Annotated in this window: 9 protein-coding genes; 5 read left to right on the top strand and 4 right to left on the bottom strand. The window is 75.3% G+C overall.

The window, feature by feature from the left end; genetic code table 11:
- The first annotated feature begins 235 nt into the window (after nt 1-235).
- Nucleotides 236-1174: an ankyrin repeat domain-containing protein gene (locus tag ABD308_RS16620; RefSeq protein ID WP_344334960.1), complete on the top strand. Its 939-nt coding sequence runs from the start codon at nt 236-238 to the stop codon at nt 1172-1174.
- A gap of 61 nt (nt 1175-1235) precedes the next feature.
- Here ABD308_RS16620 and ABD308_RS16615 read toward each other — a convergent pair whose 3' ends face one another.
- The 4 genes from ABD308_RS16615 to ABD308_RS16600 all read right to left on the bottom strand — a co-directional run bounded on the left by ABD308_RS16615 (nt 1236) and on the right by ABD308_RS16600 (nt 11448).
- Nucleotides 1236-2879: an alkaline phosphatase D family protein gene (locus ABD308_RS16615; RefSeq protein ID WP_344334955.1), complete on the bottom strand. Its 1644-nt coding sequence runs from the start codon at nt 2877-2879 to the stop codon at nt 1236-1238.
- A 175-nt stretch (nt 2880-3054) separates the two neighbouring features.
- Nucleotides 3055-4080 (bottom strand): hypothetical protein, encoded by a 1026-nt coding sequence (locus ABD308_RS16610; protein WP_344334950.1) that lies wholly within the window; start codon nt 4078-4080, stop codon nt 3055-3057.
- On the bottom strand, nt 4077-5354 hold the full coding sequence (locus ABD308_RS16605; protein WP_344334948.1) for a CHAT domain-containing protein: 1278 nt from the start codon (nt 5352-5354) through the stop codon (nt 4077-4079). Before ABD308_RS16605 ends, ABD308_RS16610 begins: the two co-directional genes overlap by 4 nt.
- Before the next feature lie 4 nt (nt 5355-5358).
- Nucleotides 5359-11448, bottom strand: a complete 6090-nt coding sequence (locus ABD308_RS16600; RefSeq protein ID WP_344334944.1) for a tetratricopeptide repeat protein — start codon at nt 11446-11448, stop codon at nt 5359-5361.
- Between the two features lie 644 nt (nt 11449-12092).
- Between ABD308_RS16600 and ABD308_RS16595 the strand changes: the two genes are divergently transcribed.
- From ABD308_RS16595 to ABD308_RS16580, 4 genes are all read left to right on the top strand, one after another.
- Nucleotides 12093-12959 (top strand): SAM hydrolase/SAM-dependent halogenase family protein, encoded by an 867-nt coding sequence (locus tag ABD308_RS16595; RefSeq protein WP_344334938.1) that lies wholly within the window; start codon nt 12093-12095, stop codon nt 12957-12959.
- 7 nt (nt 12960-12966) lie between these two features.
- A complete protein-coding gene (locus ABD308_RS16590) occupies nt 12967-13956 on the top strand; it encodes a DMT family transporter (RefSeq protein WP_344334935.1) in 990 nt (329 codons plus the stop codon).
- Between the two features lie 23 nt (nt 13957-13979).
- Entirely contained in the window at nt 13980-14951 is a 972-nt protein-coding gene (locus tag ABD308_RS16585; RefSeq protein WP_344334931.1) for a quinone oxidoreductase family protein, read from the top strand.
- Nucleotides 14952-15065: 114 nt separating this feature from the next.
- On the top strand, nt 15066-17075 hold the full coding sequence (locus ABD308_RS16580) for an FAD/NAD(P)-binding protein (protein WP_344334928.1): 2010 nt from the start codon (nt 15066-15068) through the stop codon (nt 17073-17075).
- The last annotated feature ends 15 nt before the right edge of the window (nt 17076-17090 follow it).

Genomic DNA, 17090 nt, shown 5'->3' with positions numbered 1-17090 from the left:
CGGCGCGCCGAGGGCGGCGCCGGACGGTGGTGACCGCCGAGCCGGGTTCCCCTGCGCAGATGCTCCACGGCCGTGCTCTACGGCCGATCAACGGCCGATCACCGCAGGTTCACGACACCTCCGCATCGTCCACGAACCCTCCAGGCGGCCGGACGCCCGCGACGCCCCGTTGTCGGACCCGTGTGCGACGGTGGGCCCACCCGGACTCGACCGGGACCGCCAGGGAGGTGCGCGCATGACGTCGGACGACGGCTGGGCCGGCATGGGCTGGGACTGGACGGACGTCGAGGAGGTCCGCCGCCGGCTCGACGCGGGCGCCGACCCGGATCGGTGGAACAGCGCGCGGCCGCTGCACCGGGCGGCGGTGTACGGCTCGCCCGAGGTCGTCGCGGAGCTCGCCCGGCGGGTCGAGGACGTGGACGCGCTCGAACACGGGGTGACGGCCCTGTGGGAGGCCGTCGTGGCCCGGCGGGCGGACACCGCGCGGGTCCTCGCCGACGCCGGCGCCGATCCCTGGCGGCGCTCGCTCGGCGGCTGGTCCCCGGGACGGCTGAGCCTGGCCGGGCCGGCACCGGAGCTGTTCCCCGCTCCGGCGGGCGAGCACCTGACCGAGGCCGAGCGCGCGGCCGCCGACGAGGCGCGGCGGCTGCTCGCGGCCCTGGGCCGCTACGTCGAGGACGGCACCGGCCTGGCCTGCGTGGCGGGTGTCGACGCGGACGAGGCGATCCGGCGGCTGGCGGCCGTGCCGGTGCCGGAGGAGGAGATCGAGGAGATCCTGGAGGACGTGCTGGACTTCGAGCCGGAGGAGATCGAGTTGATCGTCGGGGTGACGTCCGTTCCCGGCGGCTGCGTGGTGACCCAGCCGTGGGGGTACGCGCCGAAGACGGCCGAGGTGCTGGTCCCGCTCTCCGCGGGCACGGTCTGCTACGGCCTGTACGCCAATCCCAAGAGCGGCGATCAGGGCGGCATCGCCCGGGACGGCGTGGTCCTCGCGTGGGACCTGCACCCGGGCGGCGGGCCGTACGAGGGCGGCACCGCCGAGGAGGTTCTCACCGACTACCTCTACCACTTCGCACCGGCGGCCTACGCGTGTGCGTTCGCCGGGCTGCGCCCCACCGACGACCGGGCGGTCACCGGGCCCGCCGACCACTGGGTCCGGCTGCCCGGGCGGTGACGGTCGGCCCGGCCGCACCGCGTCGGCGAGCGGTGCGGCGGGGCCACGGGACGGCGAGCCGTCAGGCGCGCTGCATGCCCGGGTTGTAGGCCTCGCTGACGAAGGAGGCGGCGGTGCCGACGGTCCCGCCCGGGCGGGTGATGTGCGAGACCACCCGGTAGTCGGCCCGCGCGTGCTCCTCGTTGAGCGTGATCGCGGTGTAGCCGCGCCGCCCGTCGTAGAACTTCAGGTGCGGGTTGGCGGCCGTCAGCGTGGCCCAGTTGGACGGGTGCTCCTCGCCGTCGCCGTCGCTGGCGATCGAGGTGCCGACGATCTCGACGCCGACGGTGCGCGAGTCCGGGTCGTCGAAGTCGCGCTTGACGTCCATCGCGTAGGCGACGTGCACGTCACCGGTGAGGACCACCAGGTTCTCCACGCCGATGTCCTCGACGCCGGCCAGCAGCCGCTCGCGGGCGGCCGGGTAGCCGTCCCAGGCGTCCATGGAGAGCTTGGACCTCGCCTCGGTGGTGTTCTTGCGCCGGGAGAAGACCACCTGCTGCGGGACGACGTTCCAGACCGCCTTGGACTTGCGGAAGCCGTCCAGCAGCCAGCGCTCCTGGGTGGCGCCCATCAGCGTGCGCTTCGGGTCCGCCGACTCCGGGGTGGGGAACTGCCAGCCGTCGCCGTTGGCCTGGTCGGAGCGGTACTGGCGGGTGTCGAGGATGTCGAACTGCGCCAGCCGGCCGTAGTGGTGGCGGCGGTACAGCTTGAGGTCGGTGGCGTCCGGCCGGGGCATGCGCAGCGGCATGTTCTCCCAGTAGGCGCGGGTGGCGGCGGCCCGGCGGGCGACGAAGGCCTCGACCGACTGGTTCTTCTCCGGGATGCCGGCCGCGTAGTTGTTCTCCACCTCGTGGTCGTCCCAGGTGACGTACCAGGCGTGCGCCGCGTGCGCGGCCTGGAGGTCGGGGTCGCTCTTGTAGAGGGCGTACCGCAGGCGGTAGTCCTCCAGGGTGGTGGTCTCGTGGTTGAACAGCGACGGCAGGGTGCGGTCGGTGTACTTGCGGTCGCCGCCGACGGCGTTGATCGCGTACTCGTAGATGTAGTCGCCGACGTGGAAGACGGCGTCGAGGTCCTCGTTCGCGAGGTGCTTGTAGGCGGTGAAGTAGCCGTCCTCGTAGGCCTGGCAGGAGACCAGGCCGAAGCGGACCTCGTCGATGTGGCGGCCGCGCGCGGGGGAGGTGCGGGTCCGGCCGACCGGGCTGGTCCAGCCGCCGACCTTGAAGCGGTACCAGTGGACGCGGTCCGCGTCGAGGCCCTCGGCGTCCACGTGCACCGAGTAGTTGAACTCGGCGTACGCCTTGGCGGTGCCGCGCCGGGCGATCTTGCGGAAGGCCTCGTCCCGGGCGATCTCCCAGTCGACCTTGACCACGCCGGTGGGCGGCAGGCCGTTGCCGGGCTCCAGCGGCCGGGGGGCGAGGCGGGTCCAGAGCACGACGGCGTCGCTGAGCGCGTCGCCGGACGCGACACCGAGGGTGAACGGGTTCTCGGTCAGCGTGCGGGGCGCGATCTCGGCGTCCGCGGCGTGGGCGCCCGGAAGGTTGGTGGTGAACGCCAGCGCGGCGGCCGCCGAGGTGACGGTCAGGAACCGGCGGCGGCCGATCCCGAGCCGGGTCGCGGCCTCCTGGAGCTGCTGGTCGTGCGAGGCCTGGTCGTCTGTGCGGGCCATGGGTCTGGACTGCCTTCCGTACGCTGGGCTGGACCGGCGGGGCGCACCGGCTGTGTACGGAGGGATTGGACTGGACCGTGCGGTACGGGGGGCGTCGCGATGTCAGCGGACAGGTGATCATCAGGTGATGACACCGGCTGAATCGGGCAATCGTCCGATAACACGCCCCCCGGTGTCACCGGGAGAAGGCCGCCAGGCTCAGCAACAGATGCGCCGACTCCGGGTGTTGGAAGTCCGAGTGCGCGCCCGCCGGCGCCAGCCTGCGCCCCACCGCGCTCCCCCGGAACACCCGGCCCGCGTCGACGTTGACGATCGGGTGGTCCAGCACCCCCTTCCGGTACGGCGTGTCCGTCGCCAGCAGCGCCGTCGAGAACTGCCGGACCGGCGCCGGCCCCGCCCCCGAGTGCCCGATCCCCGGCAGGCCCTCGGCCCGCAGGTGCCAGAACCCGGTCGCCCGGTCCCAGCGCGAATGCGTCAGCACCAGCGGCCCGCGCAGCGGCGCCCCCGGCCTCCCCGGCTCCGGGAACAGCCCGGGGAACAACCGGTCGAAGGCGTCCCGCGGCGCGGCCATCTGGAACACCAGCGCGCTGTCCACGGTGAACGGCCGCGCCGGGTCCGTCGGCCCGCTCCAGCCCAGCACCTTCGGCCCGGCCGCCGGCCGCTCCGCCGCCCACTGCACCGCCTCGCACAGGAACCGGCCGCCGAACGAGTGCCCCACCAGGTGCAGGTACTGGCCCGCCCGGTTCGCCAGCACCTCGGGGCCGTCCGGCCGCCCGCGCGCGGCGTCCAGGTAGCCGAGCAGGTGCCCGATCACGAACCCCGCCTGCCCGCGCCCGGGCCCGCTCATCGCGTGCGCCCGGTCCCGGATCCGCCGGTAACCGCCCAGCGAGGGCCGGCTCGACGACGGCCAGCGCACCACCACGCACCACGGCCGGTACCCGCGCGCCGCCAGCCCCGGGTACGCGGTCGGCGACTCCCGCCCGAGCCGGACCGCCCGCCCGATCAGGGCGTCCGCCGCCCGTACGGCCGCCTGCGCCCCGGTCTGCCAGCCGTGCACGTACACGTACAGGTCGGTGGCCCGCTCCGGCACCCGCAGATGGCGCGCCAGGTGCTCGGCCACCCGGGCCTCCGGCACCGGGGTCCGGGTGCCCGGCACGAGCAGCCGGCCGTCCTCGTCGAGGTCCACCACGGCGTGGGTCATGGCGTCAGCTCCAGCATGCTGTCGATCCCGCAGTGCAGCGAGTAGGTGAGGGCGAGTGGATTGCGGTACACGTCGGCGAAGTCCCGGGCCAGCCGCCAGGTGATCTCCCCCGCCGTGAACCGACCCGTCAGGTAGCGGTCGAGGAAGGCGAAGGCGTACTCGGCCCCGAACACCTGGGGGATCTCGATCTGCGGCCCGAGCACGCCGCTGGCGCCGAGTTCCACCAGGGCCCGGCCGAGGTGCTCCAGCTCGGCCTCCGCCGACTGGCCGGCGTGGCAGGCGTTCAGCAGCACGAACGGCCGGAACAGGGCGTCCGGCACGTCCTGATGGCTGCGGCGGTGCCGGCGGACCAGGTCCGCGTCGATGTCCCTCGGGTCGGAGAGCCGAACGCTCAACTGGGTGTAGAGGGAGCCGTTGGAGACGAACTGGCCGTGGCACCAGAAGTACATCAGGTCCTCGTCGAGCACCGCCCCGGCCAGCGCCTCCAGGAAGCGCGCCGACTCGGTGCGGACGGTCAGCTCCGTCCGCTCCTCCAGCAGCTTGCGCACCTCCGGCGCCCGGCCGACCGACTCCAGGGCGCTGTCCGTGTTGAGGCTGGTCACCGCCCGGTTCCGCGGTGGGTACGGGGCCTGGGCCCTGGGGTAGGCGGCGCCGGTCTGCTCGATCTGGTGCCGGTAGCCGAGGAAGTCCTGCCACGGCTCCCCCTGCCCGACCGTCACGGCCAGCATCGGCCACGGCAGGTGGAGGTCGGAGTCGAAACTGACCCGCAGCGGCCCCTCCTCGGTGAGCGTGCGGGTGAGGAACGCCCGCAGCTCGGCGAGGTCGCGGCCCGGCCCGGCGAGCATCTCGTCGAAGGCGAACCGCCCCTCCTCCAGGAGTTCCGCCGTCCGGCTGCGGGCCAGCGCCGTCCACGCGGTCAGGTCGACGTCGGAGGCGAACGGGTAGCGCGCCCGCATCCCGTCGTCCTCCAGCACCGGGTAGGTGACCAGCTGCTCCTTCCAGGCCCATCGCACCCGGCCGGCCAGCTGGAGCAGCCGGCTGGCGGAGACGTCCAGATAGGCGCGGTGGCCCCGGGTCAGCGGCTCCCGCACGCCCGCCCGGTCGACCGCCATGTGCACCAGCTCGGCGGTGCCGTGGCGGCGCAGCGAGACCTTCAGGTCCAAGGGCTCGGCCCCCCGCGCGCCCGGCCGGTCGGCCGGCCCTCCCTGGCGCGGCAACAACGTGTAGTCGGCGGAGGGGTTCTGCCGTATCTCGACGACGAGGTCCCGGGGCACGTGGCTACTCCTGCTCCTGTCCGTGTTCCACGCCGCCGGCCGCCGGAACGACGTCGACGACGGTTACCAAGTCCTGCAGCGCTACGCCGAACCCCCGGTCGAAGACGGTGAACCGGATCCGGTGCTCCCCCGGCGCGGCCGGGGTCAGGGTGAACCCGGCCGGCTCGCCCGCCGCGACGTAGTCGGCGACGGGCGGCTCGACCACCGCGTCGGAGAGGGTCGCGGCGACCAGGCGCAGCTCCGGCAGCCCGGCCGGATCGGCCCCGGCGGCGTCGCCGTCCGCCTCCAGACGGAGGTTCAGCCGGGCGGGGACGCCCACCTCGGGCTCGTCGAGCAGGGTGATCCGGGGCCGCCACGCCACCTGGGCGGCGGGATGCTGGGGGCGGGGGACGAGTGCCGCACCCCTGGGAGCCTCCGGTTCGGCCGGCAGGGCCGGGGCGGCGGCCGGCGGCGCCAGCTCCGCGACCGGCCCGGGCTCCGGCTCCCCCGCGTCCAGGCGCGCCAGCGCCGCCCGGCTCTCCCGCGCGAGGGGGTGCTCCGGTCCCATCAGGGCGTCACGCCCCGCGCAGGTGGCGAGCAGCAGCTCCCGCGCCGCCGCGGTGCGCCCGCCCGCCGCGAGCGCCCGGGCGAGGCCGACCACCAGGGTGGGGGACATCCCGCCGCCGCCCGTCCGCCGGCAGCCGACGGCCACGGTCGGCTCGTCGGTCGTGCGGTGCCCCTCCAGGAGCAGCGCGGCAGCCCCCGTCGAGGCCGGTTCGGTCCACAGCCCGCAGTCCGCGACCACGGCCTCGTAGGTCCGCACCGCCCCGGTGTGGTCGCCGGCCAGCAGCCGGGCGAACGCCAGGTTCTGGCGGACGCCGAGGGTGAGCCCGTGACGCGGGCCGCGGCTCTCGACGCACTCCTCGACGAGCATCCCCAGCAGCACCACCGCGCGGAACGGCCGCTCGCCGAAGGCCAGCAGCAGGGCGTGCACGGCCCGGGTCTCGACCGTCTCGGGGTGCACGGCGCCCAGCGCGCTCGTCGCCCGGTCGGCCAGCGAGGCCAGCAGGCTCACGGCCGCCTGGGTGTCGCCGGCCAGGTGGGAGGCGTGGGCGAGCCGGCGCCCGACGCGGAAGACGCCGGGATGGCCCGGGCCCAGCACCCGCGCCCAGTCCGCCAACAGCGCGGAGAGCTCCTCCCTCGCCGCCCCGCGCTCCCCCGCGTCGCGCAGCGTGAGGCCGAGGTCCGAGCGGGCGCCCAGGACGGTCGGGTGCTCCGGGCCGAGGGCGTCCGCCGCCGCCGCGACGAGTTCCCGGTAGCGGGCCACCGACTCCGGGTGGCGCCCCGACTCGCACAGGTTGAGCGCGATGCTGTCCAGGGTGTCCAGGGTGTCGGGGTGGCCGGCCCCGCGCAGCCGGGTGAGGTCGGCGCGCAGGGCCTCGTAGACCTCGGCGGCCGCCGTGTGGTCCCAGCCCCATCGCAGCGCGTGCCCCAGACTCGCCCGCTCGGTCAGGGTGTCCGGGTGGTCCGGCCCGGACAGCCGGATGGTGTCGTCCAGCAGGAGTTCGCGCTCGCGCACCGCACGGCGGTAGCGGCCCGCGACGCGGTGCGCGAAGGCCCGGTGACGGCGTTCGGCGAGCGTGTCGCGGTGGTCCGGGCCCTGGATCCGGAGCCGGTCGGCGATCAGCGCCTCGTAGTGCTCGGCGGCGGCGCGGTGGTCACCGCTGTTCCGGTGGAGCGCCGCCACCCAGGACCGCGCGGCCAGCGTGTCCGGGTGGTCCGGGCCCTGGATCCGGCCCCGGTCCACGGCCAGGGCCTCCCGCACGGCCAGCGCCTCGCGGACCCGGCCGACGCGGTCGAGGGCGTGCGCCACGGCGGCCCGGGCCACGACGGTGTCGGGATGGTCCGGCCCCAGGATGCGGAGCCGGTCGCGCAGCAGGGCCTCCCGGGCCTCCCACGCCTCCAGGTGGCAGCCGGCCTCGCCCAGCGCCCAGGCCTGCTGCGCCCGCTCGTGGAACGTGTCGCCGTGGTCGGCGCCCTGGATCCGGACCCGGTCCGCCACCAGGGGCCCGTACCCCGCGACCGCCTCGCGGTGGCGGCCGGCCAGGACCAGCGCGTTGAGCAGCGAGGACCGGTCGTCCAGGGGCAACAGGTGGTCGGGCCCGAGGATCCGGAGCCGGTCCCGGAGGAGTGCCTCGTGGAGCCCGGCCGCGCGGTCCGGCTCGCCGGCGTCCTGATGGGCCCAGGCCAGGCCGTACCTCGCGACCAGGGTCGCGGGCGCGTCGGCGCCGGTCACCCGGGTCCGGTCCGCGACCACGGCCCGGTAGAGCGCCAGCGCCCGGCCGTGCTCACCGGCCTTCCGGTACGCCAGGGCGAGCCAGAGCCGGGTGTCCAGCGTCTCCTCGTGATCGGCTCCCCAGAGACGTTCCCAGGACGCCACCACCTCCTCCAGGAGGGCCGTCGCACGGCGGTGGTCACCCGACGCCGTGCAGGCCCGCGCCAGCGCCCAGCGCGCGTCGAGCACCCCGGAGCGGTCCGCGGGCCACACCCTGGCGCAGTCGGCGAGCAGTCGCTCGTGCAGTTCGACGGCGCGCCGGTGGTCCCCCCGCTCCCGGGCCGCGTGCGCCTGCTCGGAACGGGCGCTCAGCGTCGCGGGGTGGTCCGCGCCCTGCACCCGGGCACGGTCCGCCACCAGCAGGTCGTACACCTCGGCCGCCCGGCCGTGCTCCTCGGTCCGGCGGCAGGCCCACCCGAGCCATCCCCTGGCGCTCAGCGTCGTCGGGTGGTCCGCCCCCTGCAGCCGGGTCCGGTCGGCCACGAGCCTGTCGAAGAGGCCGACCGCGCGCCGGTCGCCCGCCGACCCGCACGCCGAGGCCAGACCGAACCGGGCGTTCAGCGCCGAGGGGTGGTCGGCGCCGCGCAGCCGGGTCTGATCGGCGCTCAACGCCTCGAACAGCTCGATCGCCTCGCGGTACCGGCCGGCGTTCTGAAGGGCGAGGCCGAGGTCCCACCGCGCGCCGAGGACCTCGGGGTGGTCCCGCCCCTGCTTGCGGGTCCGCTGCTCCACGAGTTCCCGGTAGACCGCCACGGCACGTCCGTGCGCGCCGACGCCGCCGAGCGCCAGCGCCACACAGGACCGGGCGGTGAGCGTCCACGCGTGGTCCGGGCCGTGCACGCGTTCCCGGTCGGCCAGCAGGGACTCGTAGAGTTCCAGGGCCCGCGCGTGCTCGCCCGCGTCGCTGTGGGCCCAGGCCAGTCCGTTCCGGGCGGAGAGGGTCTCCGGGTGGTCCGCACCGGAAACCCGCGACCGGTCGGCGCAGAGGTCCTGGTAGAGGCCGATCGCGCGGCGGTGGTCACCAGCGCCCCGGCACGCCCAGGCCTGCCACCACCGCGCGTCCAGGGTCGCGGGGTGGTCGGCGCCGTAGAGCCGGGTGCGGTCGGCGGCCACGGCCTCGAACAGGGCCGGCGCCCGGTCGTGCCGGCCTGTGGTGGAGCAGAGCCAGGCCAGCGTCCACCGCGCGGCCAGGGTGTCGGGATGGTCCGCCCCCTGGTCCCGCGTCCGGTCGACGACCAGCACCTCGGCGAGCTCGACCGCCCGGCCGTCCTGGCCGACCCGCTGGCACGCGCGGACCAGCCGGCCCCGCTCCGCCAGGGTGTCTGGGTGGTTGGGGCCCTGGATGCGCAGCCGGTCCGCGACTAGCCGCTCGCGGTCGGCCAGTTCCTGCTCGGGCGCGCCGGCGGCGAGCCGGGCCCGCGCCAGGTCCGAACGCTCCTCCAGGGTGCCCAGATGATCCGGCCCCTGGACCCGCGCGCGATCGCGGACCACCGCCTCGTAGTGGACCACCGCCCGGCGGTGCTCACCGACGGTCTCATAGGCCCAGGCGAGCCCCGAACGGGCGTCGAGGGTCTCCGGGTGGTCCGGGCCGAGCACCCGGGTGTAGTCGGTGAGCAGCGCCGCGACCCCGGCCACCAGGCCGGTCAGGTCCCCCGCGTCGACCCTGGCCCTGATCAGCCCGGCCCGGGCCTCCAGGGTCTGCACCTGGTCCGCGCCCTGGGCCCGGGTCCGGTCGCGGACCACCGCCGCGTACTCGGCGACCGCCGCCGGGTGGTCGCCCGCCTCGGCGTGGGCGGCGGCCAGCCATCCCCGGCTGGTGAGGGTGTCGGGGTGGTCCTCGCCGAGCACCCGCGTCCGGTCCGCGACGGCCTGCGCGTAGAGCTGGAGCGCGAGCCGGTGCTCGCCCGCGCTGAGCCGGGCGTAGGCGAGGCTGTTGCGGTTGGCCAGGGTGTCCTCGTGGTCGGGACCCAGCTCCTCCACCAACCGCTCGTGCAGCCGCTCGAACTCCCGGACCGCCTCCCGGTGGTGGCCGGCGAGCTGGAGCGCGTACGCCAGGCCGCCGCGCGCGGCCAGCGTCTCGCGGTGCGCGGCGCCGAGCACCCGGGTCCGCTCCGCGACCACCGTGCGGAACTCCTCGACCGCGCGCCGGTGGTCGCCGGCCTTGCGGCGGGCGTGGGCGAGGGAGAAGCGGTCGGCGAGCACCGCGGGATGGTCCGGCCCCTGCACCCGGGAGCGGTCGGCGACCACGGCCTCGCACAGCTCCACGGCCTTGACCGGGTCGCCCACCCGGGCGTGGAGTTCGGCGAGCCGGCCCCGGGAGGCGAGCGTGTCGAGGTGGTCCGGGCCGAGCAGCCGGCTCTGGCCCTCGACGACCGCCGTGACCAGCGGGATCACGAAGACCCGCTGCTCCGGCGCGGCGAGTTCGGCCGCCGCCAGCCGGTAGAGCTCGACGGTCTCCGGGGCGGGGTCCGGCGAGGTGCGTCCGGCCGCCGTCAGCTCCCGGACGTGCGGCAGCAGGGCGCGCCGGACGGCCTGGTCGGCCTGCGGCCAGAGCCGGGCGACCGAGCCCGCGAGGTTGCGCTCCGCCCGCGCCCACACCCTGCCGTCCTCGTCTCCGGCCCGCAGGGTGCTGCGGAGCAGCCGGTGGACGTCCACCGTGTGCGGGCCGAGGGTGACCAGGCTGTAGTCCGCCAGCACCCTCAGCGCGGTGTCCACCTCGTCCGGGCGCCGGGAGCCGAACGGCAGCAGCGCCTCGCGCGGCAGCGCCTCCGGGGCGTACCAGGCGAGCGTGCGCAGCAGCTCGACGGCGAACGGCGCGGTCTCCTGGACGGTGCGCAGGGTGGTGCGCCAGAGCCGGGACACCGTGTCCAGGGCGCTCGGCATGGCGCCGGACTTCGACGGCGCCACGGTGCGCAGCAGTTCCCGGAAGGCCCGGTAGGTCGTGCCGGTCTGCCGGATGTGCGCGCCGGCCTGGGCGAGGGCGATCGGCAGGTGGCCGAGTTCGTCGGCCAGGGCGCGGGCCTCGCCGCGCTCGGTCTCGTCGAGCTGGTCGATCTCCTCGCCGCGCCCGGCGGCCCGGTGCAGCAGCCGCACGGCGAGCGGGCCGTCGAGCACGTCGACGCGGATCGGCCGGATGCCCTTGTGCCAGCCGTCGGCGCGGCGGCTGGTGACCAGGTGGTGTCCCCGCCCGAGCAGCCGGCCCAGGTAGGGCGTCAGGTGGACGGGGTCCTCGACGTTGTCGAACACCAGCAGCCACCGGTCGTGCGCGCGGAGCCAGGCCAGCGCCCATTCGACCTGCCGGCTCGGCGTCTCGGCGAGCGCCCAGTCGCGGTGCAGGTGGACGGCGAGGTCGGCGAAGGCCTCGGCGAGCTGTTCGGGCGATTCGGCGGTGATCCACCACACCAGGTCGTACTCGGGCAGGTGCGCGTAGGCGTAGTGCAGGGCCAGGGCGGTCTTTCCGACGCCGCCGAGCCCGTGCAGGGTGGTCGCCTGGGTGACCAGGCCTCCGCCGCCGGCGAGCGCGGCCCCGACGGCGGCCAACGCCTCGGCGCGCCCGACCAGTTCGGCGGTCGGGGTGGGCGGGAGGTGGTGCGAGCCGGGCGGTGCCGCGATGGTCCGGGCGGCCGACTCGGCCTCGGCGGTGAGCACGACCGTCCGCTGCTCGGTGTGCGGGTTGCCGCCGCCGACCACCGGCGAGGCCTTCTGGGGGCGCTGTGCGAAGGGCTCCTGCTCCGGCATCCCCGGGTCGGGCCGGGAGCTCACCGTCATGGACATACTCATGGCGATGTCCCTCCCCCCAGGTCGTCCGGCTGTTTTGACCGACCGTAGTCGTCCGGAGGCGATGTTGTCCCGGCGTTCACCTGATTGCGGGAGGGCTCCACCGAATGGGGCGGTCGGCGCGGACCCGCCCGCCCCACTCGGCCCGCTGGTCATGCCCGCTCGCGGGCGGGCGCCGCCCGTCCCTCCACCGAGAGCGGGCGGCCGTCCGCGACCACGGCCTCCCGGCCTGCGCGGACACCGACCATCGGGCGGCAGCCAATCACGCCGCCCCGCTCACCCGCAAACCTGCCGCTCACGCGAGCCGACGGTCCGTCAGCTTCGCGTCCCGCCCGCCGGATTCGGACCGTACGTGCGCGGTCCCGGGCGGCCGGCCGGCACCGGTTCACGCCCGCACCATTTCCGCAAGACACTCGAACACCATCCGCCCCGACCGATTTCCGGCAAACGGCCGGTATCGTTCCGCTTATTAAAAACGACTTCATACAGCCGCAACAGCACGCGCTTTCTTCGCGACCTACCGGGTGCTAGCCTCGCTTCAATCTCGCGACGCTTGATCCGTCCTTTACCTGGACGGGCGATTCACCGCCGGAAAATCCCGGACCGCCATGCACGCCACCGTTTCGGTAATCCTGAAAGGGTTCAGCATGTCCGCTCCCACGAACACCGCCGCCCCGTCCACCGGCCCCGGTCTGCTCGCGCCCCGGCCGATCGTCGGACTGCTCACCGACTTCGGCCTCGTCGACGACGCCGTCGGCATCTGCAAGGGCATGGTGCTCAGCATCGCCCCGCACGCCAACATCGTCGACGTCACGCACGACGTCACGCCGTTCGACATCTACGAGGCCGGCCTGTACATCCGCGACTCGTTCCGGTACTTCCCGGCCGACGCGGTCTTCGCCTGCGTCACCTTCCCGCACACCGGCGTCCAGGACAACGCGATCGGGCTGCGCACGCCCCAGGGGCACACCTACTTCGCCCCGAACAACGGCCTGCTCACCCGCATCGCCAAGGAGGCGGGCGTCGCCGAGGTCCGCCGGATCACCGCCGAGAAGGTCCGCCGGCCCGTCATCGACCCGACGTTCTACGGGCGCGACATCGTCATTTCGGCCGCCGCGCACATCGCCAACGGAGTACCTTTCAGTGAAATCGGCGAGGAAATCGAGGCCTCCGAAATAACCCTTCTGGAGGTCGCCGAACCGGTCGTCGAGGGTGACTGGATAGTCGGCGAGGTGGCGATTCTCGACAAGAACTACGGGAACGTCTGGACGAGCATCACCCGGGAATTCCTGGACGCCCGGGGCATCGCCTTCGACGCCGAGCTGGAGATCGAGATCGGCGACGCCCGGCTCACCACCCCGCTGCGCCGCACCTTCGGCGAGGCCGGCGACGTGGGCGAGCCGCTCGCCTACATCGCCAGCCGCGACCAGCTCGGACTCGCCCTCAACCAGGGCGACTTCGCCGCCCGGTACGGGGTGGAGCGCGGGCACGCGGTCCGCCTGAAGGCGCGCTGAGCCCACCGTGCGCACGCAGGGGTACGCATTCGCGCTGCTGACCGCCGCCTTCTTCGGCGCCGGCGCCGTGCTGGCCAACCGGGTCACCCGCGAGATCGACCCGCTGCTGACCACCGAGCTCAACCTGTCGATCGGCGCCGTGCTGCTGGCCGTCCAGCTCGCGGTACGGCGCCGGCCGCTGGTCCCGCGCGGCCTGACCCGGGCGGACTGGCTGCGGCTGGGCTTCGTCTCGCTGGTCGGCACCGGACTCTCGCTGGCCCTGGTGATCAGCGGGCTGAGCCGGACCAGCCCGGTCAACGGCGGCTTCCTCATCCAGCTCCAGGGGCCGACGGCCGTGCTGGCCTCGGTCCTGCTGCTCGGCGACCGGCTGCGCGGCCGGCAGTCGGCCGGGCTCGCGGTGACCCTGGCGGGCGGGGTGCTGGTGGTGCTGCGGGACCCCGGCGCGGGCTTCACCGGCGTCGGCACCGGCGACGCGCTGGTGCTGGCGGGCGCGGTACTGGGCGGACTCGCCTTCCTGCCCGCCAAGTCGCTGATGGCCAAGGTGCCGCCGCTGCAACTGGGCCTGTGGCGACTGGTTCCGGCGGCGGTCGTCCTGCTGCCGGTCCTGCTGCTCAGCCCGGGCCCGCTGCGCTGGCACCCGACGGCCGGCACGCTCGGCCTCCAACTCCTGCTCGCCGTCACCAACTTCTGCCTCGCCTACGTCACCCTGCACCTGGCGTTGGAGCGGCTGCGGCCGTGGGAGACGGCGAGCGTGCTCCAGCTGGAGCCGGCGTTCACGGTGCTGGTCGCCCTGCTGGCGCTCGGCCTCGCGCCGACGCCGCTGCAATGGCTGGGCGGGGCGCTGATGATCGGCGGCGGCCTGCTCGCCAACCGGCCCGCACCGGCGCCGAAGCCCGCACCCACGACCACACCGACACCCCCACCGGCGCCGACGCCGGTCCACGACCCGGGCGTCGGCGACCCGCCACCGCCCGTTCCCTCCACCCGACCCGCCTAGCAGAACAGCCGAGGTACCACCCCATGAAGGCGATCCGCGTCCACGCCACCGGCGGCCCCGAGCAGCTCCAGGTCGACGACGTGCCGGTGACCGAGCCCGCCGAGGGCGAGATCCGCATCCGCACCGAGGTCATCGGCGTCAACTACGTCGACGTCTACCACCGCCAAGGCGTCTTCCCCGTCGCCCTGCCGTTCGTCCCCGGCATGGACGCCGTCGGCACGGTCGACGCCCTCGGCCCCGGCGTCACCGGGCTGTCCGTCGGCGACCGCGTCGCCTACGGCGAACTTCCCGGAGCCTACGCCGAGTTCGTCACCGTCCCGGTCCGGCTGGCGACCGCCGTGCCGGACGGCCTGGACTCCGGGACGGCCGCCGCCGCGATGCTCCAGGGGCTCACCGCCCACTACCTGGCGCACGACTCGCACCCGATCGCCAAGGGCCAGGTGGTCGTGGTGCACGCCGCCGCCGGCGGGGTCGGGCAGTTCCTCGTCCAGTTCGCCAAGCGGGCCGGCGCACACGTCATCGGCACCGTCTCCAGCGACGAGAAGGCCGCGCTGGTCAGCGAGTTGGGCGCCGACCACGTGGTGCGCTACGACCAGGAGAACTTCCGCGAGGCGGTCCGCCGGATCACCGACGGCGCGGGCGCCGACGCGGTCTACGACTCGGTCGGCAAGGACACCTTCCTCGACAGCCTGGACTCGCTGCGCCCGCGCGGCACCCTGGTCGCCTACGGCCGGGCCAGCGGCAAGCCCGACCCGATCGACCCGTTCACGCTGGTCCAGAAGGGCTCGCTGAAGCTCACCTGGCCCAGCCTCACCCACCACGTGCTCACCCGCGAGGAGTTCACCGCCCGCGCCGACGACCTCTTCGCGGGGCTGCTCGACGGCACCCTGCGGGCCAGGATCGACCGCACCTACGACTTCGCCGACGCCCCCGCCGCGCACGCCCGGCTGGAAGGCCGGGAGAGCCTCGGCAAGATCCTGCTGCGCCACCCGTAACACCCGCCATTCCGCAGCCCCTTTGACCGACGCCCCGCCGGATTCCGCCTTCGTCCGGCGGGGCGTCACCCGAGACCGGTCCGAACGGCCCTCAGCACGGGAGGACATCACCCCATGGCTCCCCACTCCCCCGGCCCGACCGCCCGCCACCGCCGGATCGCCGTGGTCGGCGCCGGCCCGCGCGGCCTGTCCGTCCTCGAACGCCTGCTGGCCAACGAGCGCTCCCGCCCGTCGGCCGCCGCCCTCACCGTCCACCTCGTCGACCCCTACCCGCCCGGCGCCGGCCGGGTCTGGCGCACCAACCAGTCCCGGCTGCTGCTGATGAACACCGTGGCCTCCCAGGTCACCGTCTACACCGACCCGAGCGTCACCATCGACGGCCCCGTCGAAGAGGGACCCAGCCTCTACGAATGGGCCAAGTCGGCCGTCCCGCAGGGCGCTCCGGGCGAGTACGACGAGCAGGTCCGCACCGAGGCCCGGGCGCTCACGCCCGACAGCTACCCGAGCCGCGCCTTCTACGGCCGCTACCTGCGCGACGTCCACCGCCGGGTGCGCGCCACCGCCCCCGCCCACTGCCGGATCGTCGAGCACCGCACCCGCGCCGTCCGGCTGACCGACGCCGACCCGCTGCCCGGCGCCGCCCAGGTGCTCGTGCTCGCCAACGGCCGCCGGATCGCCGACCTGGACGCGGTGGTGCTGGCCCTCGGCCACCTGGCGACCGGCCCGACCACCGCCGAACGCACCCTGGCCCGGGCCGCCGCCGCGCACGGCCTGGTCCACCTGCCGCCCGCCAACCCCGCCGACCTCGACCTCACCGCCGTGCCGCCCGGCCGCCCGGTGCTGGTCCGCGGCCTCGGCCTCAACTTCTTCGACCACCTCGCCCTGCTCACCCGCGGCCGCGGCGGCCGGTTCGCCAGGAAGGGCGGCCGGCTCGTCTACCACCCCTCCGGCGAGGAGCCGCTGATCCTGGCCGGCTCCCGGCGCGGCGTCCCGTACCACGCGCGCGGCGAGAACGAGAAGGGCGCGCACGGCCGCCACCACCCCCGGCTGCTCACCGAGGCGTACACCGCCCGGCTGCGCCAACGGGCCGCCGCCGGCGAACCGGTGCGCTTCGCCCGGGACCTGTGGCCGCTGGTCGCCCGCGAGGTGGAGGCCGTCTACTACGCCACCCTGCTCGCCGCCGCCGGCCGCCCGGAGGACGGCGCGCGCCTCGCCGAGGAGTACCTGGCCGCTCCCCTGCCCGGCCGCACGGAGGGCATCCTCGACCGCTTCGGGGTCCGCGCCGAACAGCGCTGGGACTGGCACGCCCTCGCCCACCCCTACGCGGGCCGGCGCTTCGCCTCCCGCGCCGAGCACCGCGCGTGGATCGTCGACCGCCTGGAGCGCGACGTGCGCGACGCCCGGGCGGGCAACGTCAGCGGCCCGCTCAAGGCCGCCCTGGACGTGCTGCGCGACCTGCGCAACGAGATCCGGCTCGCGGTCGACCACGGCGGTATCGAGGGCTCCTCCTACCGCGACGACCTGGAGTCCTGGTACACCCCGCTGAACGCCTTCCTGTCGATCGGCCCGCCCGCCTCCCGGATCGACGAACTGCGTGCCCTGATCGAGGCCGGGGTGGTCGACCTGCTCGGCCCGGACGTCCGGATCACCCTCGACCCGCGCGGCGAGCGGCCCGCCTTCACCGCCCACTCGCCCGCGATCGACGCACCGCCGCTGCGCGCCACCGTCCTGGTCGAGGCCCGGCTGCCCGAACCCGATCTGCGGCGCACCGGCGACCGCCTGCTGCGCGGCCTGCTGGACGACGGGCAGGCCGGCACCTACCGGATCCCCGACACCGCCGGGCCCGGGTACGAGACGGGCGGGCTGGCCGTCACCGAGCGCCCGTACCGCCTGCTGGACGCCTCGGGGCGGGCGCACCCGCGCCGCTTCGCCTACGGGGTCCCCACCGAGGCGGTGCACTGGGTCACCGCGGCCGGCATCCGCCCGGGCGTCAACTCGGTGACCCTGGGCGACTCCGACGCCATCGCCCGCGCGGTCCTCGCGCTGCGTCCGCTGCGCCCGGCCGTCGCCGTGGTCCCGGCCCAGCGCCGGACCTCCCCGCGCACCCCGGTCCGCCCCGGCTGACGCCGGCCGCCACGG

Source organism: Kitasatospora putterlickiae (assembly GCF_039527695.1).
GTDB lineage: Bacteria > Actinomycetota > Actinomycetes > Streptomycetales > Streptomycetaceae > Kitasatospora > Kitasatospora putterlickiae.
This window is presented reverse-complemented; position numbering and strand designations above follow the sequence as displayed.